Source organism: Desulfuromonas svalbardensis (assembly GCF_055389415.1).
Genome location: NZ_AP042416.1, coordinates 1,223,028 through 1,247,850 on the forward strand (window position 1 = coordinate 1,223,028; position 24,823 = coordinate 1,247,850).

The following is a 24,823-nucleotide window of genomic DNA, read 5'->3' on the forward strand; positions in this document are numbered from 1 at the left end:
TGGGGATCGATTAGAGGTCGGACCAAGCTATCTACTAATCATACAGTTCTTATTGGTAAATAATAGCTGTTTTCAGTGTTTAAAAGTCCCTTTTTATTGGCCAAATGACAGTTGTAAGGTACTGATGATTCACGAAGGATAAAAGAATCGTCACACTCCAGTGTTTTTCTGCCAAAAGAGCCACGGTTAAGTTGGTTTTTAATTCCCTCTATAAAGCCTTGACCACCAACTGCCACAGATTCACTCCATGCTGGTTGTCGGTCTTCACTTTCCGATTGGATGGATTCTTCAACCAGTTGCCTGTGTAGAATTCTGAACTGCTCATCAGAACTACAGCCGGTTAAATCAACGAGTTTATCTCTATCAAGTAAAGAATATCGGTCGGGGGCACCTTGTATTTCATTATATCCGCCGTGCTGCCATAGTGATGGATGTGCGACAACTCCGGTTCTCACCATATTCAAATCGATGTAAACAATGCAACGCAGTAAATGCTCACCCGTTTCGATTGCAGTAGCATGGTAGCGATCATCCCAAAAAGCACCTTTACGGTTTTTTCGTTTATTGAACTCCTGAGCTGTTCTGCCCGCAATTAACTGAAGGCTGTTTGGAATAACATCCTTGTCACTGTCGACAACCAGTAAATGGATATGGTTGGAAGTCACGGCAAAATTAAGAATTTGAAGTTTGTAGCGTTTTTTCGCTTCAAACAGCCAATGCATCCAACGGCTTCTATCCTTTGAGAACTTAAGCAAAAACTCTCTTTTGTGGCACCGGTGAGTAATATGCCAGACCTGTCTAGGTATATGATGTCGATTAGCTCTAGCCACATCAGTTTCCTTAAAGTTTGTTTTTTAGCCATAAAAAGGTGCGTTTAAGACCAAAAAACTACTTTGTTTTGGTCTTAATTATTATTAGTTTAACTAGTTAGCTTGGTCCGACCCCGTTTGCCACCACACAGTGTTTTTCTTCCAAATGAGCCACGATTAAGTTGTTTTTTAATTCCCTCTACATAACCTTGACCACCAACTGCCACAGATTCACTCCATTCTGGTTGTCGGTCTTTACTTTCCAATTGGATGGATTCTTCAACCAGTTGTCTGTGTAGAATTCTGAACTGCTCATCAGAACTACAGCCGGATAAAGCAACGAGGTTATCTCTATCAAGTAAAGAATAGCGGTCGGGTGCTACTTGTATTTCATTGTATCCGCCGTGCTTCCATAGTGATGGATGTGCTACAACTCCGGTTCTCACCATATTCAAATCGATGTAAACAATGCAACGCAGTAAATGCTCACCCGTTTCGATTGCAGTAGCATGGTAACGATCATCCCAAAAAGCACCTTTACGGTTTTTTCGTTTATTGAACTCCTGAGCTGTTCTGCCCGCAATTAACTGAAGGCTGTTTGGAATAACATCCTTGTCACTGTCGACAACCAGTAAATGGATATGGTTGGAAGTCACGGCAAAATTAAGAATTTGAAGTTTGTAGCGTTTTTTCGCTTCAAACAGCCAATGCATCCAACGGCTTCTATCCTTTGAGAACTTAAGCAAAAACTCTCTTTTGTGGCACCGGTGAGTAATATGCCAGACCTGTCTAGGTATATGATGTCGATTAGCTCTAGCCACATCAGTTTCCTTAAAGTTTGTTTTTTAGCCATAAAAAGGTGCGTTTAAGACCAAAAAACTACTTTGTTTTGGTCTTAATCATTATTATTTTAACTAGTTAGCTTGGTCCGACCCCGTTTGCTTTTGTCAAGTTTTGCAATAAATATAACGAAAGCTCCACATAGTGCTGCCACCCAACTTGTTGAAGGATCTTCGTAGTGAATGCCGATGATCAGTGGAGCAACTAAGGTGAAGATGACACCACCGAAAAATATGAAATTCATTTTGTGGCTCCTGATAATTTTCGCATTCTAACGTTTTTGATAACCGGCGGCAGACTGACTTATGCATACTACCGAGTTATTCGAATTAAGTAGCAGCCGTATATTCCGTCCGGTTTATTTTATGGTTATGTGCCGGTTTCATGGTTGAATAACGTTGTGGCTGCAGTCTCAACATTGATGTATGACTCAGGAAGAAGGGCCACCCTAGGCAGGGCTGTGTCCTGCGACCAAACAACGGCGTTTCCGTCTTTGCTTTTACGTTTGAGCTTATCACCGAGCCCCGAGTTCATTGAAAACAGGTCCAAGAAGCGACGAGCCCCTACACCAGTGAAAGGCTCAAAGATTACTTGTTCGGATTCTTTTTTGTCATCTAGTGTCGTTTTCAGCTCTAGTGCCTCTGAATGAAAATCTAGGGCTTTACTTTTTGGGTAAGGTTCAACGTACACAACCCTTTTAATTCCGGCCGCTATAATATGTTTAGCGCAATTGTGGCATGGGAATGTAGTGCAATAAAGTGTAGCACCTACGCAACTTATTCCGCCCCTTGCGCAAGAGATGATTGCTTCCATTTCAGCATGTACAACGCGGCCAAACTCTGTGAGATCGCTGATTCTACTTTTTCGCAACTCTGACTCGATTTCTGGCAAAGCAGTGCTGGGAATGCCTTCTAGGTTGCTAATACCTGAAAGTATTCCTTTAATAATTTCATTCTGCTCTGCACGATTTGAATCTTCATTCCTTGTGTAATCCTTCCCGTCTGGCACATCTTCAACGATTCCGCTTTCGCTATCAACTTGTGCCCAATAAAGACCACCACCTGAGGCGGGGCATTCGTTGGCTCCAGTAGCAACTATTTGTTGGTTGTTGGCAATGACAGCACCAACTTGTCTAGAAAGGTCTCCCGACCGAACTGAGCTAGAAAATGCCATGAACATTGAAAATTCATCGAAGGTCGGGTTCTTGAAAGGGTGAGAGAAGATTAGCTCTAGAAAACGCTGCACAGTGTTCTTAATTTGATCGTCATTTTTTCCGAAATTTAGAAAAAAGTCAGCGAGATGATATGTGTCTCTAGTTCGTTGACCATGAGTTAGTTTTTCATCTTCATCAACTTCAGTGAGCTCAGCCGTCTGGGCACCATTTATTCCTTTATCGTTTTCTAAATAGTGAAGTCTTCTTTTTTTATCAGCATGTACGCCAAACAGATAGAATCCTTGACCATAAATTTTCCTTAGAACTTGAACTTCATCGGGGTGTTTTAAAGAATTAACTATGTAGGCTATTTTGCCTGACACCTCTTTACGCTTTTCCCCAATCAGCTTGGAAACACCATACGCCAATATGGCATTATTGTTGGTTCTCCGTCTTAGATCATCACCAGCTTCCATTAGGCTTTTTATGCGACAGTATTCACCTGAGTTGACTTGTCCTGTAAGAAGCGACGACACTTTAATTTCTACTGCTGTGTATCCAAATCGCAACAAACGGTCTTTAAGTGGGGTGATTACCCGATTTGTTTCCGTACCAACCGCACTTACAATACCAATAACCAATTCCGAATCATTGAAGTTTCCTTTTAAGTATTGTTCGCCGATGCTAGGTGCGGAACTGAAGCTCTCAGAAAGAACCGGCTTTTCTTGCGGCTCAGGTTCAACTACCTCTGGTGATACAGGGAATTCCTCAGGGTAAAGTAGGTGTTTAACTTTTGCCTCTAGGATATTTCGTTTTTCATCTGGTCCTTGAAACGAAAGAGTTCCAGTCGTCTCAAACCAATTTAAAATACCACCTTCATATCTCAGTACTTTTTTTCTTGGCTGTGATGAGTCCCATGTGCCACCGATATCTTTTAGTATCTCCGAGAGTTCTTCATAGCTCTTGGTAAACGTTAGCTTCATAATTTGATTAACCTTTGATATTGGCAATGAAAGTAGGGGCTATTTAGGCACATAACGTTTTTAATAACGGGCGGCGTGCTGACTTATGCGCACCACCAAATTATTCGGATTAAGTAGCAGACGTATCTTCCGTCCGCGTTGATTTAGTTGTTAGGCCTTTCTGTATATGTTGCATTATAAGGTCTCACTAAATATGAATATTCGATTCCATCAGGAAGACCTGATGCTGTTATTGTTTCGCATGTTATTTCAAAATTACGGCTTTGATTAATTCTGAAATTATCTATTCCATAAGTGCATACGCCAACATCTGCATTTCCAACTTTAATTAATGCAGCGACAGAAAGATAATCATAATCGCGTTGTGAATTATTTATGATTATTCCCTTTATTTTTAACATTCCAGCGGCACTAGTTTTTTCGAGGTTTTCAATTGTCATGTTTTCAGGAAATGTGATCCTTGTTTTATTGGGTTCGCTTTCTTTGGGACTTTGTTCATATAGGTAGGTGCCAGCTACTATAATTATAATGCCAAAAGACAAGCCTAATCCGTAAGTGAAACCATCGAATAGTTTTTTTAAAATTTCCTTCATATTTTTCCTCAGATGCCTAACGTTTTTGATAACCGGCGGCAGACTGACCTACGCTTACCACCAAATTATTCGGATTAAATAGCAGACGTATATTCCGTCCGCGTTGATTTTATTGTTAGCTTTTTATTCGTGAATTTTATAAACAGAAGAATCGTAATTATCTCTGTAGTTCATGTGCTTGAACGCTTCTGAAATGTCTTTTAGTCTGTCTGTTGATGGTTCTGTTAGGCGTGTACTGATGTTGAAGCGTGAGTATTGACCGTGAATTTCTGGATGCAGGACGGCAGCAACTTCGACGTCTGACGTAGAAACATACCTTCCGGCCCAGTTCTCAATCATGTGTTTGATGCCGTATGCTCTGCTGCTTTTATTTTTAGTTTTTTTCTGAGCGTCGAGCCATTGGTAGGCAATGCGAATACTGTCATTGTGTCCGTGAGTTGGGCTTGGCAGGCTGTAGTTCGTTTTCTTTTTTGCTGCATCAATCATTTCGTCGGAAATCATTTTCCCTCCACGTGTCGTAAAATTTTAGAAAGCTAACGTTTTTGATAACCGGCGGCAGGCTGACTTATGCACACCGCCAAATTATTCGGATTAAGTAGCAGCCGTATTTTCCGTCCGCGTTGATTAGTTTGTTAGCTTTATTTGAGAGAATATTTCTCAACCATGCTGATATAATGCGCCATAGCCGATTTATAGTTATTTATTGTGTTGTCAGAAACAACTTTCTTTAGTTTTAACTTTAACGACAAATTTTGTATGTCGTGCTCATTACTTAAAATTGATGGACCAACGATTACATTCAAATGTTTGCCTACACTGTTTAAGTAAGAAATGTAAGATTTCACTGAATCTGCAACTTTGTCATTTGAGCCGACACCATTATCCTTGATGAAGCTTTCATATCTTTCTTGATGTTCAATCATTATTTTCTCCATGATTTTGAAAGCTAACGTTTTTGATAACCGGCGGCAGACTAACTTACGAACACCACCGAGTTATTCGAATTAAATAGCAGACGTATTTTCCGTCCGGTTGATTTGATTGTTAGGCATTTTGTATAACTACTTTATAAACGGCTTCTCGCCTAATGCTGAGATCTAACAAGTGTTGGTAGAGGCAAAGTAGTAATTTTCCAAGTTCGAGATGCTGGATTTGCATATATAAAATAGACATTTTCATGAACCGTTCACGTATCTCCTGCTCAGAAGCTAAGAATTCCTTGGCAACCATTGAACGTTTTGTTGGGTCGGGAAAGGCTTCTTTGAACTTAGAAAATTCATATCGCCATGGACAATTATTTATGTCTTGTTCCCACAGGTTTAAGTAGCCAGACTGTTCGAAGATCTCACATATTTGTTTGTCATATTGAGTGTTGTCGAGTACGAACTGGGTTAATTGTTCAAAGGTTTGAATGTCTTTGTTTGTTAGGTCTCTGGCCTGTTGAAGAATGTCATTTGTGACTTCTTCTTGTTTTTTTAGTGGGTTTCTTGCTTCGTCTTTCGAAAATGCAACCTCGGCTTCGTTCGCCACCCGTAAACAATTGCATATCTCTGAAAGCTCTTCGGATTGGTTCAACTCTTCGGGAGAACAGTAGTCAGTGTTCTCAACCAATTGAATGTCAGCATGCATGAAAGATTTAGCCACAAGTCGAGAGCAGAATTGCCTATTTTCTTTAATTGCTTCGGATGGTTTAAATTTAGTGGTAATTGCTTCCTTAACGGAGTATTCCGTTCCAATTAAGGTTCTTGCAAAATCACATGTTTTATTGATGTGTTCTTTGTTTATATGATCTTTGAGCCTTAATACTTTTAACTCGGAAGAATTTTCAAGCAAGAGCCGCTGGATGTTTTGAGCGTGAACGCCAGTTCCGTCTGCGTGAATATAGCTCCCACCACCGACATAAAGGATCGCATGAGAATACTTGCTACCAGTTGCAATCCGAACTGACTTACTTCTTATGCGGTTGCCTGACACAAGAAAAATATCGCCAGGTTTTATCTTGTCTATGTCAAGTATGTACATTTTATCCAATTTAGGGACCTAACGTTTTTGATAACCGGCGGCAGACTGACTTACGCATACCACCGAGTTATTCGAATTAAATAGCAGACGTATTTTCCGTCCGGTTGATTTCATGGTTAGCTACCCGTTGAGCAGTATTTATATTTAATGCACAAATACTCTGATGAAACCCTAGGTAAACCAATACATTTTGAAATTTTCCAAGTACCATTTTCTTGATTTAAGTTGAACGTTTCATTACTGAATTTATTTACTATTTCAATTTCATGTGGCCATGAACGGTCAATTTCGTAGCGAACCGTTACTTTTGCGGCATTGCCATCGATTGTCTGGTTTCTAATTACATATTTACTAACACCGAGAACAGTGTCCCAGCCAGACTCATCAGGATACATAACCAATGGAGCTATCTGGGGGTATGAAGCAGAACTTAATCGGTTACCTTCGAAGTCAAGTTTGCAAAAGCGAGCAACTACCTCTTTTGGTGTTTCGGCGGCAAAACATTGAATGCTTGTAAAATGAGTCAGCATGATCATGGCTACCATGGTGATTATGATTATTTTTGAATTCATATTTCAGTAGCTAACGTTTTTGATAACCGGCGGCAGTCAGGCTTACGCGTACCACCAAATTATTCGAATTAAATAGCAGCCGTATATTCCGTCCGCGTTGATTTGATTGTTAGGCATGTTTTTAGAATTTTCCCAGTGAAGTTTCTTGAAGAAACAATTCAATTGCGCTGTGTAGTTGTGAAAATGTTTTTCCTTCACTAAACTTTTTACTGTCTACACGCCAAGGTCTTTCTCTGCCCGTTAGTTCTCGTTTTATTTCTTCAAATTCACCAGTTTCAATGTTGAATACTGTTTCAATTGATCGGTCAATATATTCAATTGATGCCGATGGTGTTTTTCTTGGTTTTCCATTTTTGAAAAGTTCACAAACTGCAAAATAATTCTCATCTTCAATTATCTTAAGGTTTGAATTTTTCAAAAGTTTTTTTAGATGGGAAGAGTATTCTTCGAATGACTTAAATTTAGGGGACAAATCTTTTTTTGCTTGAGCAGGTAATGCTTCTGAATTTTCTGCCGTTTCGCCATTCAGTAAGTTTACCGAAGCAATTTTTTGAACCTTAAATGTTTTTGCCCTTCTGGATGCAGGCTCACGCGCCGATAAATTTTCACCATTTAAGGAAAGAGGGATGATTTCGCGTGCTTGGCCAGGATTACTTCCGCCATTGTAGACGATAGTAATAGCTGTTTCGGTGCCAATGGCACCCTGAAGCATATCAATGATGTTTTGCATTCAGTGCTCCCTCTTTTTGATTTTAATGCCTAACTTTTGTGCACCCTCGATGGAAGGGTTAGGCATCTGCCACATATGGCTCGGGCAGATGATGTGCCACATTGGGTTGACGTTTCCCAAACTCTTGGAAGAAATGAACCATGTCTCTGACTGCTTCCCTTGCCACGTCAGGAATCTTGTCTCCTTCGCGGTCTTCGGAGGCCAGGGCCACCGTAACCTCAACCGCGACAGGATGAACTTGTTGATTCCTGCGTTTGGCGATCCTGTCGAGAACTTGAGCGATTGCATCGGTGTCTGTGAGAGTGACTCCGTCGCAGAGCTCGAAGAGCTTCTTTAGCTTGGCAACTGGCCCAAGGAACTCAAGCTTCCGATCAAATTGGACAGGTCCAAGACGGAGAACGCCATAAAAGTTTAAGAAAGCTTCGACCGACATTGCCGAAAAGACCTTCACCGAATCCGACAGCAGATCTCGCTTTCGCGCCAGTCGCCAGTGAGCTTTTGTAGTTTCGTCTTCCTTGACGGCTTCTGAGAGAGCCTTTGGCCATCCCTTGTTGACCTCTGCAACCAGAACCTCTAGCTCGGCGAGAAGCATATGCGCATTCTCGAAGTAGCGCTTATCGTTTACTAACCAAGAACCGGGAGTTGTCGGGGATCGAACGGACAGGGGCTTTGCGGTTGACATGGGTTCTCCAGTTGCCTAACGTTTTTATAACCGGCGGCAGACTTACGTTTGCACACCACCAAATTATTCGGATTAAGTAGCAGACGTATTTACCGTCCGGTTGATTGCATGGTTAGGCATTTAGTTTAATTTCTTGTATTTTGGCTTCCATTTCCTGTGCCTGCATTAAGGCTTCTTCGCCAAACTCCTGCCCACTTATAACTTTTTGCATGGCTTGTAGTATTTTTGTTTCATAGGTTCTTTGAAGCCATCCAAATTTACCGATTTGCGCGGATTCAAACCTTTCAACTTCTTGCTCTGTAAGCGACGAGTCAAGAAGTTGCCTCACTCCACTATCTTTGTGCCAATTTAGTTTCTGAGGATTTTTCTCGCCCTTCTGAATTAGCATAACAACTCGGGTTACTAGGGCTTGATACGTGGAATATATAGCCCAAAGATATTCGCCAACATAGGGACGAATTCTTTCAAGAGAGCCAATATTGTCTATAAATATTTTTGTTAATTTTTCAGGAGAGAATTCTCCGACCATTTGTTTGAATTGCGGATGGTCGCCCATGGATAGGTATTCATCTACAGATAGAATGTCAATGAACCCCATAACTATAGGCACATTCTCTCGGGCACTTAGGACCCCCGCCCAAAGTGTTTCTATGCTATCTAGCTTTCTTGAAATGGTGACTTTTTGACTCTCTCCAATAGAAGATGTAGCGAACCGGATCTTTTCTGCCTCACTTTCAATGGAAGCCTTCAGTTGCGTTGCCTGTGCATTGGCTTGAATCCTTAACTCGTTGTTTAAAGCTGAGAGCTTGAGGTCGTATTCATGTTTGATACTATTTCTTAATCTTTCACCAATCCAATTCCTGGCCAACCAAATTAATAAACCCGATAATGCGGCGCTAACACCTGCCGCCGAAAGCAGCGAAAGAATAAAGCCTTGAATTTCTGTCATTTATTCCCCTTAATGCCTAACGTTTTTGATAACCGGCGGCAGGCTGACTTATGCATACCACCAAATTATTCGAATTAAGTAGCAGACGTATCTTCCGTCCGCGTTTATTAGTTTGTTAGGGGAGTATTGATTTTATATAAGCGTAGAAATTAATTCCCTTTTTGATTCTTTGAATTTCAACTTCACTACTTATTGCCATTTCAATGGCTCTAAAAACGCCTTCACCATATTTCTTGTTTTCATCTAAGACCCCGTCTATGGCCTTGCGAATTATCTTTATTCCTTGCGATAGAGATTGGTAGGCATCTTCCTGTGAAGTTTCTTCAATTCTCCATTTGATTCTTAATATCTCGCCATTTTCTGTGTGAGTATATAAAACCAATAATGGGAGGTCGCTAGTGGAATCGATGCCTAAATAATCTATGAGTTCCTTGTTCGCTCTTGGTTCTTTCCACACTGCAACCATTTGATATAAAACGCCAGGTTTCGAATTGTAGTTTGGGAAATCATAAGTGCCCTTTTGGGGCTTCACCGAAAAAATAGCCCATTCTGGTCCAGATTGTTCATCAAGTGCTACCCAGAAATCATGATCTCTGAGCACTTTTTTTATATAGGGGTGCTCGTCGGTGTATAGGACAACTCCAAACACATCGGCAAGTTCAGGATTAGATCTGTACGAATGAGTTATTTTGCTAAGCCAATTCATTTTACCCCTAACAGTGTATTAGACAGAAATAAATCCGCCTATTACAATATTGACGGATTCTGCCTAGTAAGATATGTTTTTGATAATTAGTTTATTATTAATAGCTGACGATAATACAGCGGAGGCAATCATGGAGCAAGATAAAAATACCGATATGGTAGAACGTTTTTGGGACAGGTTTATCGCCCTCGTGCGCCACAATAAGGTAAAGGAGCCGTTTGACCGCTGGTATGTGATTCGGGCTGAAGAGTACATAAAATTTTATGAGGGTAAGCGATTACAGCAGCATAGTCGTCAAGATGTTGAGCGTTGGCTTCATGCGTTAGGCAGAAAAAATGACCTAAAAAGCTGGCAATTCAAACAGGCTGTCCATGCTATACAGATTTTGTTTTGTGAACTGGTTAAGCCTGATTGGGCCTTTGATATAGATTGGGATCACTGGAAAAACGGTGCAACCGAGCTGCAAGCTGATCATGTGACGGTGGGGCGTGATAATAGCCCTGTGACCATGGAGGCAAATGATAACGTTGGCGGTGATGTTTACAGCCATGGCTCATTGGCGCAGGCACGGACAATAAATGCTGAGGTTATCGATTCGCTGATTAAGGTGATGCGTACCGGCCATTATGCTTACCGTACTGAACAGAGTTACGTTGATTGGGTGTGCCGTTTTCTTGCATATTGTCATCATCAGCAACCCAGTAAGTTGGGGCCCGCTGAGGTGGTCTCTTTTTTGGAATTTCTGGCATTGCAGCGCAAGGTGGCGAGTAGTACGCAGAATCAGGCTTTAAATGCCTTAGTTTTTTGGTTTGATAACGTTCTGGATCAGCCTTTAGGTGAACTGGGCGTGTTCAGCCGAGGGAAGCGGCCACACCGATTGCCCGTTGTGTTATCGCGCGATGAAGTGGGCCGGCTACTTGGGGCTATGCAGGGAACCTTTGGCTTGATGGCGCAGTTGATGTACGGTACTGGCATGCGCTTGATGGAGGTTGTGCGTTTGCGGGTGCAGGATGTTGATTACGGTTATAACCAAATTGTGGTGCGTAATGCCAAAGGGAATAAGGACCGCGTGGTCCCACTGCCGCAAACGGTTGTTGAGCCGTTGCAAGCACACCTTGTGCAGGTAAAGAAAATTCATGGTGATGATTTGTCTCAAGATTTAGGTCGGGTTTATGTGCCCGAAGCGTTGGCGCGAAAGTATCCTAATGTGCCTTCTGAATGGGGCTGGCAATATGTGTTCCCCAGTTCGCGCATTTCTACTGATCCGCGCAGTGGTGAGCAGCGTCGTCACCATTTGCATGAAACCGGTTTGCAGAAGATGATTAAATGCTGTGCAGTGAAAGCTGGAATTGTCAAACGGGTCAATAGCCATGCCTTGCGTCACTCTTTTGCTACCCACGTATTGGAGGCTGGTTACGATATTCGCACAGTGCAAGAACTGCTTGGTCATGCCGATGTATCAACGACGATGATCTATACCCATGTGTTAAACAAGCCGGGGCTGGGTGTGCGTAGTCCGCTTGATTATTAGTGCTACTCTGAACCGATCATACACTTTCGCATAGGTTGTTATATCTTCGCCCAGCACTTTGCTCGTGTAGTAACGAACTCAGCTTGACATTCGGACTGAATTTGATACGTTATAAGGATCTGGAGGTGCAAATATGAATATTGCAAATGACATTAAGCCTGTAACCTATTTCAAATCTCATGCTGCTGAAATGCTCAAACAGGTCAACGAGACGCATCGACCTGTTGTGATTACTCAGAATGGTGAAGCTAAGGCCGTTCTTCAGGATCCTGAGAGTTATGAAAATATGAGAAATGCTATTGGACTTTTGAAGTTAATCTCCCAAGGTGAAACCGACGTTAGAGATGGCGAGGTTATCGCTCAGAGCGATGTGTTTGACAATCTCGAACAGTTATTGAATCGATAATGGCTAATAACAAAAAGGTTGTGTGGTCAAAAGCGGCCTATAGAGATTTGGCCGCAATTATTGAATATATTGCTCTCGATAGCCCAGCTAACGCCAAGAAAGTTTTATATAAAATAAAAGATAAAGCGCTGCAACTAGATCATGAGGCGCTGCGTGGGCGTGTTGTTCCCGAGTTAGAGGCTCATGGCGTTGTTCAATATCGTGAGTTAATTATCGATTCGTGGAGATTGATGTATCGCGTATCGAGCGATACTGTTTTTGTTTTATCTGTTTTTGATTGCCGACGAAATGTTGAGGATGTTCTGCTCAACCGGTTGCTGCGTTAGACCTTTGTGACTACGTTTCTCTATTTAATTCCTGAACTACTCCATAACTAAAGGATCACTCTTGAATATTGAACTAAATATTGCCGTCTTTTTCTGGGGCGCCGCAGCGGGCTATTTAATACTGCGTGCTGTCGATAGCCTGTTGGCGATTTTGTTTTCCCTCCATGGCTTATTGTTGAGCCGGTGGAAATGGCTGAAAAACAAAGCGACTCCAGGGCAAATTTCCAACGATATTATTCTGAGTCAACTGCTCAAAGCGGGAATTTTCGGCGCGTTGTTTACCTTTTTGTTGGCTGAAGGCGATAATCTGATGTGGGGTGAGTTCCGTTTTGCCTATCAAGGCCAAGCGGGGATACTGTGGGCGGTTGCGGCAGCGATTGTTGCGCTGGTTTTTGTGCGCAAGTCGTGGCGTAAATTGGTTGTGGTGTGGAAGTTAACCCACGAGGTCGATTACGCCCATAAGCGCCAGCGGACGGTGCTGTTGCGCAAGTAGATTAGTTGGTTGTGCTGTCTAGGCGGCCATCTTTAAGGCGCACAAGCTGGTCGAATTGTTCGTACACACGTGGATCGTGGGTAGAGACGAGTACGGTTAGATCGTTTTGCTCTGCCAGTTGGCGCATCACCTGTAATACCAACTCGGCTGATTCACTGTCGAGATTGGCTGTAGGTTCATCGGCAAGAAGAATGTGGGGCCGATGGATCACGGCGCGGGCAACAGCAGCACGTTGCTTTTCACCACCTGAAAGTAGTGGCGGATAAGCCGATTGGCGCTTAGTTAAATTGAGGGTGTCGAGTAATTCATTCACCCGTTGATAACGCTCGCGCTTGTCAATGCCAAGAAGGACTAGCGGTAGTTCAACATTCTCAGCGAGGGTTAGCTCGGGGATCAACGCATCATCCTGAAATACAAATCCTATCGTATGACGACGATATTCTGACGCTTGACGTTCGTTAAAGGCTGAAACCACCTTTCCATCAATCATCACCGTTCCCTGTGTCGGTCGATCCAGCGCACCAATCAAGTTTAGCAGTGTCGTTTTGCCGGAACCGCTCGGGCCAACGAGGGCAGTTTGTACCCCCTTGGTCAATGTCAGTGAAATATCGCTGAGTGCGCACACCTGTGCTTGACCTTGGCCAAACCAGCGCGACACGCTATCGAGTTGGATAAAGGGTGTTTTCATAGATCCCTCATGCTGCTACTCACTTGACGGCGGGCGGCGATGAACGCGGGCCATAGTGAGGCCAGAACTCCGGTGATTAATGCCAATGCTTGCGGTAGTAACACCATCGACGGTTTAAGGCGCGGATAGATTACGGCGTTGATGCTGAAGTGCGGGTTGTAGGAGGTGTAGGCGCTAATGTCGAGGCCAATTTCAGCCCAAATTAGACTGGCACTGATCCCCAGTGCTGTGCCGATCAACCCTGCGCCAAGGCAGATGATAACCGCTTCGCCGATGACGGTAATGACCACATTGCGTGGCGGCACACCGATAGCTTTAAGGATGCCATAGTAGCGGTAACGATCCATCACTGAGATGAGTAGTGAATTGGCAACACCAAAGGCCAGAATAGCAATGACCAACAGGATCATAATCTGCATCGAAAATTCGTTTAATTTGATCAACTGTTCCACTTCGGGCAGCTTCTCTTGCCAGGTGTAGAGTTTGGCAGCGGTGCCTAGAGGTGGTTGCAGCTGTTGTTTAAGCTCCGTTGAATCGTGACCCGCTTTGGTAAAGATGGCCAGATTGAGGCGCACCGCAGCTTCAAGGTTGAGCGCTTGTGCTGTGCGGGTTGGCAGTAAGCTCAGTTGGTTGTCGAGGGCGGCAACGCCGGTATGAAAAATACCTGCCACGGGGAGTTCGAAGCGTTGGCTCGCGGTGACTATGGTCACCATTTCGCCTACCGTTACGGCTAGATTTTTAGCCACCGCATCGCCGATAACGAGACCTTGTTGGTCATTAAACCACTGTCCAGCTTGTAGGGTTGCCGGCAACGGTGAGCGGCGGCGCTCATTTTCAGGATCAACTAATTGCAGTTGCACCGCTTGAACATGTTCGCCGTTGCGAATGACGAGGGACAAGGCGTAGCGGGTGAGGAGATCATCGATGGCAGCGGTAGTATCATACGTATCAATGGCAGGGTGTAGCATGCTCTGCTGCCAGGCGGTTGCTTCGGCGATGGCTGTCTTTAACGGTAGAGGTGGTGATTCGACCACCAGGTTGCCTGAATGCAGTGCTACGGCATTTTTGATCATGGTGTCGTTGACACCGACCATGATTGCGCCGAGCACGATCAGCATCGCTACCCCCATCCCTACCGAGATAAACGTAATTAAGGTGCGCCGTAATCGACGGCGTACCGAACGAAATGCAAAGCGTAACCAGAAGGTCATGAGTCGTTACGCTCCGATGAGATGGCATGGTGAACCAGTGCGCCGAGTGCTGCGGCCTGTTCTGCGCCGAAGTCTGGAAAACACTGGCTAAAGGTTTTCTCTGCGCGGATAAAGTAATTAATGGCGCGAGTCAGGCACTGACCTTTAGCCTGACTGAGTTGTGCGGTAATTGTTTCCGCTTCAGTGTGAGTGATGGTGTGCTGTTGGATTGTGCTGATCAACTGCTGTTCAGCGGGGTGGTCGCCATGAAAGGCTTGCGAGATGACCACATTGTATTTTTGATTGGCAAGATCGTCGGCGACATCTTTCAGGTCATCCAAGATCTGGCAGCCGACACCGAAATCGCCTAACGCTTGGGCAACCTTTGGCGCGCGCTGTGGGTCGGCAATATTCATCATTTCAACGAGACGCACTGGTGCTTCAAATAGAAGCCCCGTTTTACGTGGGTGAATCTGAGTCAGGATCACATCAACACTGGGGATGGTCTCTTTGTTGAGCGACTCCTCCTCGTGTTCTTCGATGCCGCTGGGAATCAACACGGCCAGCGCGGCCTTCAGCAATTTTTTGCCTTCAAAGAGATCCATTCGCCCTGATGCGACTTCATCCAATACAATTCGTGCCAGCACAGAGTCGGCGCTCATGATGGTTAATACCGAGCGGAAACGGGTGCCGCTGCCTGTTAAGGCGAAAGGGATAACGCTTTTGTACTCATCGTCGAGAATATTGTCGCAGCCGGTGACCTGTATCCTCAGGCATTGATTAACCAGTGCGTAGAGCGGTAGTTGCTGTGCGGGCACTCCCGCAGCTTCGACAGCCATGATAAACAGGGTTGAGAACAGGTTGTGCTGCACCGTCAGGTGTTTATCGTCTAGTGGTCGCAGTGGACAGCGATCTCCTAACGATTCAGCGCATAACTGGTGGAATTGGCGCACGGTATTTTGCTGAATGGTGAACGCTCGTTTCCATGGTGGGCAATTTATCAGCGTTGCCACAGGTGTTTCTATGGCACGACTGTTCATGCGCCCCTCCGCGCGTGGAGTACGCGGATATAACCTGAAAAACGAGCGAGTTCGGTCAGGTTGGCAAAGCCGACAGCATCGATCTCTTGGCGCAATATGCCATCCATATTCTCTTTAATTTCAGGTTGACGCAGCAATTTCCACGCGGTCCACGACATCGCCCAGCCTAGTGCGGTGTAAGGTTTATCCATGTCGGCAATAAGCAGTTCGCCATTCGGTTTCAGCACGCGGCGAATCTCCTCTAGGGTTTGATGCTTCAATTGTTGATCAACGTGGTGAAAAAACAGTGCTGAAGAAACGAGGTCGAAGTGGTTATCTGGAAAAGGGAGTTCTTCACCTAATGCCTGTTGAAAATGGCAATTATCACGGCTGCGCTTGCGGTTCGCCACCTCGATCATCGGTTTTGAGGCATCAATACCAATGACGTTAATATCGCTATCGCTTTCGGCAATTTGAACGGTGAGTAGTCCTGTGCCGCAACCGATGTCAAGTACCTGTGCTCCTTTGGGGAGTTTGACCTGCTGTGCGAGCCATTTATTAAGGCGTGCTTCTTGGCCTAAGGTGACAAACGGTTGTACCGCATCATATACTTTTGCTGCTTTGACCAGTACTCGACCTCGTGTTGGTAGGGCGTCTGGTGCAGTGTCTGTTACGGTTGGTTTAGTCGGTGTGGTCACGGCATCTCCTGTTGAAGGGCGATGGTGTTATTGGACTGAAATGCGAAAAACAGAATAACATGATCGTGAGCTTGATGATGATTTTATATGGCTTTAGCTGTGGAGGAAACTAAATTAGAGCGAAGGATTAAAGATCTTCAGGGCAAAAGGCGACCACCTGATCAATGGCGCTAGCATCGGTTAGCAGCATTACTAAGCGGTCAATGCCAAGAGCAATGCCTGCCGCTGGTGGCATAGCAGACAGTTCAGTTAAGAATGGCTCGGGCAACTCTGTTGGTGGTTTGCCAAGGTTGCGCCGTTGCTGCTCCTCATCGGTGAAGCGCAGACGCTGCTCCTCAGTATCGGTGAGTTCACTGAAGGCATTGGCGATTTCAACTCCAGCAATATAGAGTTCAAAGCGTTCGGCGTGGAGTGGATCATTGTCTTTGATGCGGGCTAGCGCAGCCATGCTGGTGGGGAAGTCGTAAATGATGGTCGGTTTGTTGATGCCTAGTTGTGGTTCAACGTGTTCGCTGTAGTGCTCTTCAAAGCGGTCTGACTCAATCGCCTGCTGTAGTGAAACTGGAGCATAACGTGAAAAAGCGTGTTTGAGAGTTAAGCGTTCAAAGCTGGCGTTGAGATCAATATGTTGGCCCTGATAGATGAACTTTCTCGTTGGTACAAGGGAACGGATTAAACCCTCACAGTCCAACATCAATTCGTTGTAGTCGCTATGGGCGCGATACCATTCGAGCATGGTGAATTCGGGTAGATGTTTTTGCCCCCGTTCCGCTGAGCGCCAACAATGGCACAATTGAAATATTCGTGGGTAGCCCGCAGCGAGCAGGCGTTTCATGCACAACTCTGGTGAGGTGTGCAAGCTGTGATCACCGCTGGAGATTGGATCAATATACAGTTCGGGGGCGTTGCATGGAATGCGGTGTGGTGTTTCCACTTCAAGAAACTGATGTTGAACAAAAAAAGCCCGAATTTCAGATAAAATTCGGGCTCTCTGTATGAGTCGTTGTTGTTTTGACGCAAGGCCATTGTTGTACGCGGCCATGCTGATATTACTCTTTGACGCGTGTTACGTAGTCACCGGTACGGGTGTCAATTTGGATCAAAACACCCTCGTCAACAAATGATGGTACCTGTAGGGTGAAGCCTGTTTCGACTGTTGCGGGTTTGTTGTTGCCGGCAGCAGTATCGCCTTTAACCCAAGGTTCTGATTGGGTGACGCGCAGATTAACAAAAATAGGCAGGGTAATACCAATGCCTAACTCGTCAAACATCAAGATCTTGACTTCCATATTGTCGACGAGAAAATATTTATCGTCGGCTAGGGTCTCTGCGCTAAGTGAAATTTGGTCATAGGTTTTGGTGTCCATGAATACGTAACCTGTATCATCTTGATACAGATACTGCATTTCGCGTTCTTGAAGTGGGGCCGGGGTAAAGTTTTCGCCACTACGGTAGGTGCGGTCAAAGAGCGAGCCAGTAATCATATTGCGTAGTTTGCACTTATATAGGGATTGGCCTTTACCGGGCTTGGTGAAGTCAAAACCTGCAATGACATGTGGTTCGCCATCAATCAAAATTTTAAGACCTTTTTTCAGGTCGGAACAACTATACATAGATTGAACTCCTTGTTGTTTAGTGGGTCATAATTTAAACACACAGGCTAACAATTGTCATGGATAAAACGAAAAAGCCACCCGTGTCGGGTGGCTTTTCGTAATTATAGCGTTATGTGGTTTGGTATGGGTATAGGTATGGGTTTTACATATAACGCTGAACGGCTTGCCGCTGTTTTGGTAGAACAGCAGATCTTCAACACTAAATTTAGGCGATTGGTATGGGTCGCCGTGGATTTAGCTTGATGTTGTTGATGACCGCGATTAATTAACCTATTTAATTGCAGAGGGTATGCCAATTGTTTGATTGTTGACAGCGTATTGTATGTTAATGGTGTAACTGGTTGTAATTTTGGAGTTTAATTTTTAGTGGAATGCTCTGCACTGTTTGACACGATGAAATTGGTTTTTTGCATGGATGCGAAAAAAAGTGAATAGTGCAGCTGGAGTGTTCCAGATTGTGACAATCTGTTGCATTTAAGGCCAGTGTTCTGCTGGCAGAGACTAAGATAAGGCTGTTTTGCATGAATGCGAAACAGCCTTACCATAGAAGTTCATAATTGCAAGTATTCTAATTGTTTAATTTAACACGAGGTCTTCTTCTTCTTCCTCTAGTTGACCTACTGCTTCGTTTGTACTCATAACACCAAGGGGGGCAACTTCACGGTTAAACACTTCGTTCAGAACCTGGGCCAGTCCGGTGTAAATGGCTGAAAGGCCACAGAAAATGCCCTCATAACCTGCAATGACTTTGAACGCATGGTTGCCAGTAAAGTCGCCAGCAGCGAGGAGGAAAAACAGCAAGGTGAGTGAACCAAAGACAACCTGTAGAGCTCGGTTGAGTTTGAATGTCGCGATAAACAGGACGCCAGTAAAAAGACCCCAGCAGCTGAGGTAGAATCCCATTGCAAGCGGCGAAGACGCTTCAACTGCGCCCGTTTTAGGGAGAAGCACTAAGGCAACAAGAGTGAGCCAAAATAGGCCGTATGAGGTAAATGCTGTCGCTGCAAAGGTGTTGTTTTTTTTCCACTCCATGATGCCGACAATGACTTGTCCTAAGCCACCATAAAAAATTCCCATGCCGAGAATCATGGCGTCGAGGGGGAAATAGCCGGCGTTGTGCAGGTTGAGTAGAATTGTGGTCATGCCAAAGCCAACAAGCCCAAGTGGAGCGGGATTGCCAGTGGTGTCCTTCAGGGAAATGTTTTGCATGGTGTTCTCCTTGTTCATTACTTTAGTATGAATTTGAAGCTCTTTCACGGGGGGTAGAACTTCAGGGTGTCGGGTCGCAAGCTCCTTGAACTTGATGCATTCGGTACAGTTGCTTGCGCAGTAACTAATAATCATTTTTACATCGTGGCTCGATATGTATTCGCAGCCAACATCGCAATCGTCCTCATTTTTGGCAAAAAAAGGACAGATGATTTTTGTATTCATGGCGTAGCACCTTTTGAGGTAGTTAATACTCAATGCTATTTAAAGCATATCTTGTGCCAGTTTTGATGAATAATTATAAGTGTGTAGTGTTGCGCGAGGTTATGTTTGGAGGTGTGGTCATTCAGGGGGGTGAAGCGGTGGGGATACTGTGTGGAAATTGCATAAATGCAAAAGATTCACCGCGCCCAGAACTTTTAACTGGACGCGGTTGTCAAGGTGATTAGCTGTAGTCTTCTTTGCAGAGCTGGTATTTTTTTAATTTACGGTAAATGGTGGCCATGTTCATACCAGCGAGTCCTGCTGCTTCTTCGACATTGCCACCGGCAGAGCGGAGTAGATCGAGGAGGTAGCGCGTTTCAAAGTCGCCGAGGGCTTTGGCGTAATCCGCTGCGCTAGGGGAGACGTTTTGCGTTGAATTGCTGGCGATGGTTGAGGTAGCGGTAATGAATTGTGACAATACCGGCAGTCCGATATGGTCCGCACTCTCCATTGTCATGCAGGCTTCAATTACGTTTTCCATTTGACGGATATTCCCTGGCCAGTCGTAGGCGCACAACAGTTGCATCGCTTCAGGTGTGAGACCTTCCACCGAGGTGCCAAATTTTTTGTTTTGTTGACGAATAAAGTGGGCGGTGAGCAACGGTAGGTCATCAGAGCGCTCACGCAGAGGTGGTAGGTGGATATTAACTACATTGAGGCGATAGTAAAGGTCTTCGCGATAATTTCCGTCTGTCATCTCTTGAGTGAGGTCGGCGTTGGTCGCTGAGATGATACGCACATCGACTTTGATTGGTTTGGTGTCACCAATACGCATAAACTCTTGCTCTTGAAGAAAACGAAGCAATGTCTTCTGTACCGTCAAGGGGAGGTTGCCGATCTCGTCGAGAAAAAGAGTGCCGCCATCGGCGGACTCTAAAATCCCTTTGCGGTCAGCATTGGCTCCAGTAAATGCCCCTTTTTTGTAGCCGAACAGTTCGCTCTCAAGCACCGATTCGGGCAACGCGCCACAGTTTATCGCCATGAAGCGTTGCTTGCTGCGTGGCGAATTATGGTGGATCGCTTGGGCGATGAGTTCTTTGCCGGTGCCCGATTCGCCAGTAATGAGTACCGAGGTGTCGCGTACGGCCACTTTAGTCACTGTTTCAAGGATCGATTTAAGACTCGACGATGAGCCGATGATGTTTTTAAATGAAAATTGACCAGCGAGTTCCTTTTTCAACTCGCGGTTCTCTTCCGCTAATTGGTTGTGACTCAGAGCGTTCTTGACACGGTAGAGTAGCTCCTCAGGCTCAAATGGCTTGGTCAGCATATCGTAAGCGCCTTTACGCAGTGCTTGAATTGACGTTTCAACGGTGGCGTAGGCGGTGATCATGATCACTGGAACAATTTGATCCTTGAGGCGGATCCGTTGCAATACTTCAAGGCCGTCCATGCCGGGCATTTTGATGTCACTAATGACCAGATCGTAGTCGCCGCATTGAAAGTCTTCTACCGCTTCAAACGAGCGTGTGTACGACTTGACCTGATAGTTGCTGTCAGTTAAGACCGCTTCCATCATCCGACATAAACCCTCTTCATTGTCGATCAGTAAGATTCGTTTTCCGCTCATAGTAGGTAGTCCTCACGTTCAATGGGTAGACGAACCGTAACCGTTGTGCCAACGCCGACGGTACTGGTGATGCTGATGCTGCCATGATGCTGCTCAATAATTTGATTTGAGATCGCCAAACCGAGACCTGTCCCTTTTTCTTTGGTGGTGTAAAACGGTTCGAAAATCTTTTCTAAAATATCTTCTTCGATCCCACCGCCCGTATCGCGGAAAATGATGAGGACTTGTTCGTCATCCAGTTTTGTTTCAATGCTCAGCTTGCCTTTTTCGTGTATTGCACCACCGGCATTAAGGATTAAATTGATGGCCACTTGACGCATTTGGTCGCCATCGATTTTAAGTATCGGTAGGTTAGCGGAAAAGTTTTTATCGATCGTTACGTGATGCATATCAGTGTGATTGGCGGCAAAATCAACAATTTGTGATAGGAGTTGATTGATGTCAGTCTGCTCCAATACCGATTGAGGGGTGCGCGCATAACTAAGCAGATCCTGAACAATTTTGCGGCAGCGCTTGCTCTCCCGTTTGATCTCGTGGATATAGGTGTAACTTGGGTCATCTTCGTCAATTTTGCTTTCAAGATAGCCCGCATAGCCAAGAATCACGCCGAGAGGGTTATTGATTTCATGGGCCACGCCCGAGGATAGTATGCCGAGCGATGCCATTTTTCCCTGTTGGGCGAGGCTGGCTTCCATCTCTTGGTTTTGGGCGATAATTTCGGTCATCCGGTTAAAGGTTCGTGCCAGTTCACCAAGTTCATCATCGCTGTTGATCTTCATCTTCTCATTGAGGTGGCCCGATTTGACGCGGCGGATAACACGGATCATATCGCGAATTGGTTTGGTCAGTACTTTTGAACCATAGCTCACCAGTAAAATTGACACCAGGCAGGTGAGCAGGGTGATTAGCGCGGTAAACTTTAGGCTGTTCCAGCTGATAAGATTCGCCGCTTGGTAAAATTCGTCTTCATAGCAACTGACGGCAACGATCCAATCCCACGGTTCAAAGTAGTCGTAACGGACAATTTTCATCCGTGAACCGCTCTCTCCAGTGTTGTTCCACGGGTAGCGAATCCAACCGCGTTTCTCTTCGCACATCTCCTGAATGAAGGCGTGACCGTTATTGTCACGAATTTGGTAGAAATTTTCCCCTTCATCCTCAGGATGAATCGTGAAGGTTCCCTTGCTGTTCATACAGAAGATGTAGCCAGTTTGACCGACACTCTTCTCTTTGATTTTATCTTTCAGGTCATTAAGGGCCTGTTGTTCAAAGAGTAGATCGGAGTAACTCTCTGAGGTGTACCCTGCGGCGGCAATAACCCAATCCCACTCGGGGTAGTAAAGATACGCGGCCAGTTTCTCGCGATAGATTGTGTCACCGAGGGTGTCATTGCGCCAAGGATAACGGATCAGGTTTAATCCGCCTGATGGGGCTTGCTGGGCGGTGTCGATCATCTCGCGGATGAAAAAACGGCCATCGCGATCTTGTTCGTTGAGGATATTCTCCTGTTCGCGAGCCAGATGGATTTGAAGTGTTCCGTCACTGGTCAGAGTGTAAAGGTAGCCTGTTTCGCCAATACTCACCTGTTGCAGCATCTTGCGAGCCCGTTTCTTGGCCTCGGCAAGAGTGATTGTCCCCTGTTGATATAGCTTGTTCTCGGCATCTACCATGTTCTCGGCAATTTTAGCCAAGGTTTTTAACTCAGTGATAAAGTCATCTTTACGTTGCTGTTGATAGACTTGAAATTGGTGGTGATGCGCTTCAAGCAGGTGGCGAGTAAAGGTCGCCATATGTTCTAAATCGTTCATGATTGCTTGGTTAATACCGCGCCGCGCTTGTTCAACTGAACTATAACTGACGATGCTACCAACGAGAAATAACGGGATAATAAGCATCGGTAATACGACGATCAACATCTTCACACGCAGTTTTTGATTTTTAAATCGTTTGAATGGGGACATAGAGGAAACTGCTTTGCTTTCTTTGTGTTGAGATGAAGCTTAATAATTCATTGTCGCTTAACTATGGCGATCTCCACCCGTGTCGGGCAAGGAGAAGGCGCGGCGATAATGACGCACTTCAATAAAGGCGATTTTAAATGCACTGACAATCGGAACACCAATAATCATGCCGATCACTCCGTAGAGTTTGCCGCCCATAACAATCGCTAAAATCACTAATAATGGGTGCAAATTAGCGACCCGTGAAATGAGTACTGGAATGAGGATGAAATTGTCGAGAATCACTTGAGCAATAAGAATGTAAAGGATGACAATCCACCAAAACTCAGCGCCAATACCGAGGTCGACTGCGGCAATGAGAATGCCCGGAATCATCCCTACCAATGGGCCAATATATGGAATCAGGTTTGTTATTCCAGCAAATAAACCGAGTAGGGGAGCATAACGGATATCGGTAACACTGAGTCCTGCGGCGACAACACCACCTATAATCATGGCCTCAATGATGCGGCCGCGAATAAAATGCGCCATCTGTCGACTGACTAAGAATGACAGGTCGTGAGCCATCTCGAAATAACGGTTGGGCGCAAGGGCCACGAGCCGTCGCATGATGGTGGTACCGTCGCGGAGAAAGAAAAAGGTGAATATGGGTAACAGGATCATCAAACTGCCCAGTTTAAGGGCCGACTTCGGTGTCTCAACGAGAACGAAAGCCAGAGCTTGTTCGGCAGTGCTGCGCACTGTGCCTGTTAAGTCGTAATGCTCTAGAAAGGGGAGCCGAGCTTGCCATGAGATTTGAGCTTCACGCAGATAGGCGATCAGTTGTGAGTTGTAGCGGGGAAAATCGGTTAATAATGAGTTCCACATATTTTGGCCGTAGGGGATCAGCCAGCTTCCGGTAAAGAACAGAAGGGCTGTGACGACAAAAAACATGACAAATATGGCACGAGTGCGGGGGATATGGCGCTTTTCAAGTGAGCTGACCAGTGGGTCGAGGAGAAACGAAGTGACCATTGATAGCAGTAGTGGGACGAATAGCCCTGAAACCGCTGAACGGAATAAAACTGTAATGGTCGATGCCGATGAAAAGATCGCCAAGCCGCTGGCTATGGCTGCAGTCATTGTCAAGTAAAACAGTAGAAACTGTGCTTTATTTAAGTTCATTGATGGCTCACTTTGGCCCATTTAAAGATAATTTAGTGTTGCTGTTTTGTCAGCTTTCGTTGCAACCCACGAATCTCTAAGGTGGCTGTTTGAAGGCGTTCACTGATCATTTTTGTTAAGCCAAATAAAATTCGGTTGGCAATGTCGGGGTGTTTGGTTGCCGTAGCTAAAAGGTCAGAGCGGAACAGGCCCAGAAGTTCAGTGCCTTCAGTGGTGCGAGCAGAAACGGTACGTGGTGCGGGGGAGGCGAGGGTGGTCTCACCAAAAAAATCACCCGGGCCGAGAATCGCTAGCTCCTCTTCAAGTTCATGGCTGTCGCGGGTGAATATCACTACGTGGCCCGTACGGATGATATACATCCCCGAACCGGGGTCGCTCTGTTCGAAAACGGTTTCTTGGGCGGTGTAGTTACGGACATGGATGAGCGTTTCAAGGTAGCCGAGATCGCGCTTTTCCAGTTCAGTAAATACGGGAACTTTGGCGAGAAAGCCTGCCAATGATTCCTCTTCGGTACTTGAACGGAAAATATTGTTCCACAACGTGTTCATTGAGCGGCCTCCAGCCTGTACCAGGCTATCTGAAATAATGATGTATACTTAATTTTTCATTATAACAGTATGGCGCACCAAAACCAGACAATTCTATTTCG

General features: G+C 45.2%; 27 protein-coding genes. 4 read left to right on the top strand and 23 right to left on the bottom strand.

Annotation, left to right across the window (positions count from 1 at the left end; genetic code table 11):
• Positions 1–38: 38 nt before the first annotated feature.
• The 12 genes from ACZ5KY_RS05455 to ACZ5KY_RS05510 all read right to left on the bottom strand — a co-directional run bounded on the left by ACZ5KY_RS05455 (position 39) and on the right by ACZ5KY_RS05510 (position 10,039).
• The gene (locus ACZ5KY_RS05455; protein WP_464242890.1) at positions 39–830 is read right to left on the bottom strand and encodes a transposase; all 792 of its coding nucleotides are present in this window, start codon (positions 828–830) and stop codon (positions 39–41) included.
• Positions 831–919: 89 nt separating this feature from the next.
• Positions 920–1,630: a transposase gene (locus ACZ5KY_RS05460; RefSeq protein WP_464242891.1), complete on the bottom strand. Its 711-nt coding sequence runs from the start codon at positions 1,628–1,630 to the stop codon at positions 920–922.
• A gap of 388 nt (positions 1,631–2,018) precedes the next feature.
• Complete coding sequence (locus tag ACZ5KY_RS05465; protein ID WP_464242892.1) at positions 2,019–3,785, bottom strand: anti-phage dCTP deaminase; 1,767 nt, start codon at positions 3,783–3,785, stop codon at positions 2,019–2,021.
• Positions 3,786–3,928: 143 nt separating this feature from the next.
• Entirely contained in the window at positions 3,929–4,378 is a 450-nt protein-coding gene (locus ACZ5KY_RS05470; protein WP_464242893.1) for a hypothetical protein, read from the bottom strand.
• 123 nt (positions 4,379–4,501) lie between these two features.
• Positions 4,502–4,879, bottom strand: coding sequence for a hypothetical protein (locus ACZ5KY_RS05475; RefSeq protein WP_464242894.1), 378 nt, complete (start codon positions 4,877–4,879; stop codon positions 4,502–4,504).
• Positions 4,880–5,016: 137 nt separating this feature from the next.
• The gene (locus ACZ5KY_RS05480; RefSeq protein ID WP_464242895.1) at positions 5,017–5,301 is read right to left on the bottom strand and encodes a hypothetical protein; all 285 of its coding nucleotides are present in this window, start codon (positions 5,299–5,301) and stop codon (positions 5,017–5,019) included.
• 121 nt (positions 5,302–5,422) lie between these two features.
• On the bottom strand, positions 5,423–6,400 hold the full coding sequence (locus ACZ5KY_RS05485) for a YiiX/YebB-like N1pC/P60 family cysteine hydrolase (RefSeq protein ID WP_464242896.1): 978 nt from the start codon (positions 6,398–6,400) through the stop codon (positions 5,423–5,425).
• Between the two features lie 116 nt (positions 6,401–6,516).
• Positions 6,517–6,972 (bottom strand): nuclear transport factor 2 family protein, encoded by a 456-nt coding sequence (locus ACZ5KY_RS05490; protein WP_464242897.1) that lies wholly within the window; start codon positions 6,970–6,972, stop codon positions 6,517–6,519.
• Positions 6,973–7,093: 121 nt separating this feature from the next.
• Positions 7,094–7,702 (bottom strand): hypothetical protein, encoded by a 609-nt coding sequence (locus ACZ5KY_RS05495; protein WP_464242898.1) that lies wholly within the window; start codon positions 7,700–7,702, stop codon positions 7,094–7,096.
• Positions 7,703–7,760: 58 nt separating this feature from the next.
• The gene (locus tag ACZ5KY_RS05500; RefSeq protein WP_464242899.1) at positions 7,761–8,384 is read right to left on the bottom strand and encodes a hypothetical protein; all 624 of its coding nucleotides are present in this window, start codon (positions 8,382–8,384) and stop codon (positions 7,761–7,763) included.
• Positions 8,385–8,496: 112 nt separating this feature from the next.
• On the bottom strand, positions 8,497–9,333 hold the full coding sequence (locus ACZ5KY_RS05505; RefSeq protein WP_464242900.1) for a hypothetical protein: 837 nt from the start codon (positions 9,331–9,333) through the stop codon (positions 8,497–8,499).
• 115 nt (positions 9,334–9,448) lie between these two features.
• The gene (locus ACZ5KY_RS05510) at positions 9,449–10,039 is read right to left on the bottom strand and encodes a hypothetical protein (protein WP_464242901.1); all 591 of its coding nucleotides are present in this window, start codon (positions 10,037–10,039) and stop codon (positions 9,449–9,451) included.
• Positions 10,040–10,169: 130 nt separating this feature from the next.
• On the opposite strand from ACZ5KY_RS05510, the gene ACZ5KY_RS05515 reads away from it, so the two are divergent.
• From ACZ5KY_RS05515 to ACZ5KY_RS05530, 4 genes are all read left to right on the top strand, one after another.
• Positions 10,170–11,570, top strand: a complete 1,401-nt coding sequence (locus ACZ5KY_RS05515; RefSeq protein WP_464242902.1) for an integron integrase — start codon at positions 10,170–10,172, stop codon at positions 11,568–11,570.
• A 133-nt stretch (positions 11,571–11,703) separates the two neighbouring features.
• Positions 11,704–11,976: a type II toxin-antitoxin system Phd/YefM family antitoxin gene (locus tag ACZ5KY_RS05520; protein WP_464242903.1), complete on the top strand. Its 273-nt coding sequence runs from the start codon at positions 11,704–11,706 to the stop codon at positions 11,974–11,976.
• The gene (locus tag ACZ5KY_RS05525; RefSeq protein ID WP_464242904.1) at positions 11,976–12,302 is read left to right on the top strand and encodes a type II toxin-antitoxin system RelE/ParE family toxin; all 327 of its coding nucleotides are present in this window, start codon (positions 11,976–11,978) and stop codon (positions 12,300–12,302) included. The genes ACZ5KY_RS05520 and ACZ5KY_RS05525 overlap by 1 nt, the downstream gene beginning before the upstream one ends.
• A 61-nt stretch (positions 12,303–12,363) precedes the next feature.
• Positions 12,364–12,795 carry a hypothetical protein gene (locus tag ACZ5KY_RS05530; RefSeq protein ID WP_464242905.1) on the top strand — a complete coding sequence of 144 codons (432 nt, stop codon included), beginning with the start codon at positions 12,364–12,366 and terminating at the stop codon, positions 12,793–12,795.
• Between the two features lies 1 nt (position 12,796).
• Here ACZ5KY_RS05530 and ACZ5KY_RS05535 read toward each other — a convergent pair whose 3' ends face one another.
• The 11 genes from ACZ5KY_RS05535 to ACZ5KY_RS05585 form a co-directional block, all read right to left on the bottom strand.
• Positions 12,797–13,483 (bottom strand): ABC transporter ATP-binding protein, encoded by a 687-nt coding sequence (locus tag ACZ5KY_RS05535; protein WP_464242906.1) that lies wholly within the window; start codon positions 13,481–13,483, stop codon positions 12,797–12,799.
• The gene (locus ACZ5KY_RS05540) at positions 13,480–14,694 is read right to left on the bottom strand and encodes an ABC transporter permease (RefSeq protein ID WP_464242907.1); all 1,215 of its coding nucleotides are present in this window, start codon (positions 14,692–14,694) and stop codon (positions 13,480–13,482) included. Before ACZ5KY_RS05540 ends, ACZ5KY_RS05535 begins: the two co-directional genes overlap by 4 nt.
• A complete protein-coding gene (locus ACZ5KY_RS05545) occupies positions 14,691–15,713 on the bottom strand; it encodes a polyprenyl synthetase family protein (RefSeq protein ID WP_464242908.1) in 1,023 nt (340 codons plus the stop codon). Before ACZ5KY_RS05545 ends, ACZ5KY_RS05540 begins: the two co-directional genes overlap by 4 nt.
• Complete coding sequence (locus ACZ5KY_RS05550; RefSeq protein ID WP_464242909.1) at positions 15,710–16,390, bottom strand: class I SAM-dependent methyltransferase; 681 nt, start codon at positions 16,388–16,390, stop codon at positions 15,710–15,712. The genes ACZ5KY_RS05545 and ACZ5KY_RS05550 overlap by 4 nt, the downstream gene beginning before the upstream one ends.
• A gap of 127 nt (positions 16,391–16,517) precedes the next feature.
• Positions 16,518–17,432 (bottom strand): EF-P lysine aminoacylase EpmA, encoded by a 915-nt coding sequence (gene epmA / locus ACZ5KY_RS05555; protein WP_464242910.1) that lies wholly within the window; start codon positions 17,430–17,432, stop codon positions 16,518–16,520.
• A 7-nt stretch (positions 17,433–17,439) separates the two neighbouring features.
• A complete protein-coding gene (gene efp / locus ACZ5KY_RS05560; protein ID WP_464242911.1) occupies positions 17,440–18,003 on the bottom strand; it encodes an elongation factor P in 564 nt (187 codons plus the stop codon).
• A gap of 579 nt (positions 18,004–18,582) precedes the next feature.
• On the bottom strand, positions 18,583–19,233 hold the full coding sequence (locus ACZ5KY_RS05565; protein ID WP_464244637.1) for an acetate uptake transporter: 651 nt from the start codon (positions 19,231–19,233) through the stop codon (positions 18,583–18,585).
• A 427-nt stretch (positions 19,234–19,660) separates the two neighbouring features.
• Positions 19,661–21,049, bottom strand: a complete 1,389-nt coding sequence (locus ACZ5KY_RS05570) for a sigma-54-dependent transcriptional regulator (protein WP_464242912.1) — start codon at positions 21,047–21,049, stop codon at positions 19,661–19,663.
• A complete protein-coding gene (locus ACZ5KY_RS05575) occupies positions 21,046–23,010 on the bottom strand; it encodes a cache domain-containing protein (protein ID WP_464242913.1) in 1,965 nt (654 codons plus the stop codon). Before ACZ5KY_RS05575 ends, ACZ5KY_RS05570 begins: the two co-directional genes overlap by 4 nt.
• 57 nt (positions 23,011–23,067) lie before the next feature.
• Positions 23,068–24,174 (bottom strand): AI-2E family transporter, encoded by a 1,107-nt coding sequence (locus ACZ5KY_RS05580; protein WP_464242914.1) that lies wholly within the window; start codon positions 24,172–24,174, stop codon positions 23,068–23,070.
• Positions 24,175–24,206: 32 nt separating this feature from the next.
• A complete protein-coding gene (locus ACZ5KY_RS05585) occupies positions 24,207–24,722 on the bottom strand; it encodes a cyclic nucleotide-binding domain-containing protein (RefSeq protein WP_464242915.1) in 516 nt (171 codons plus the stop codon).
• Between the last annotated feature and the right edge of the window lie 101 nt (positions 24,723–24,823).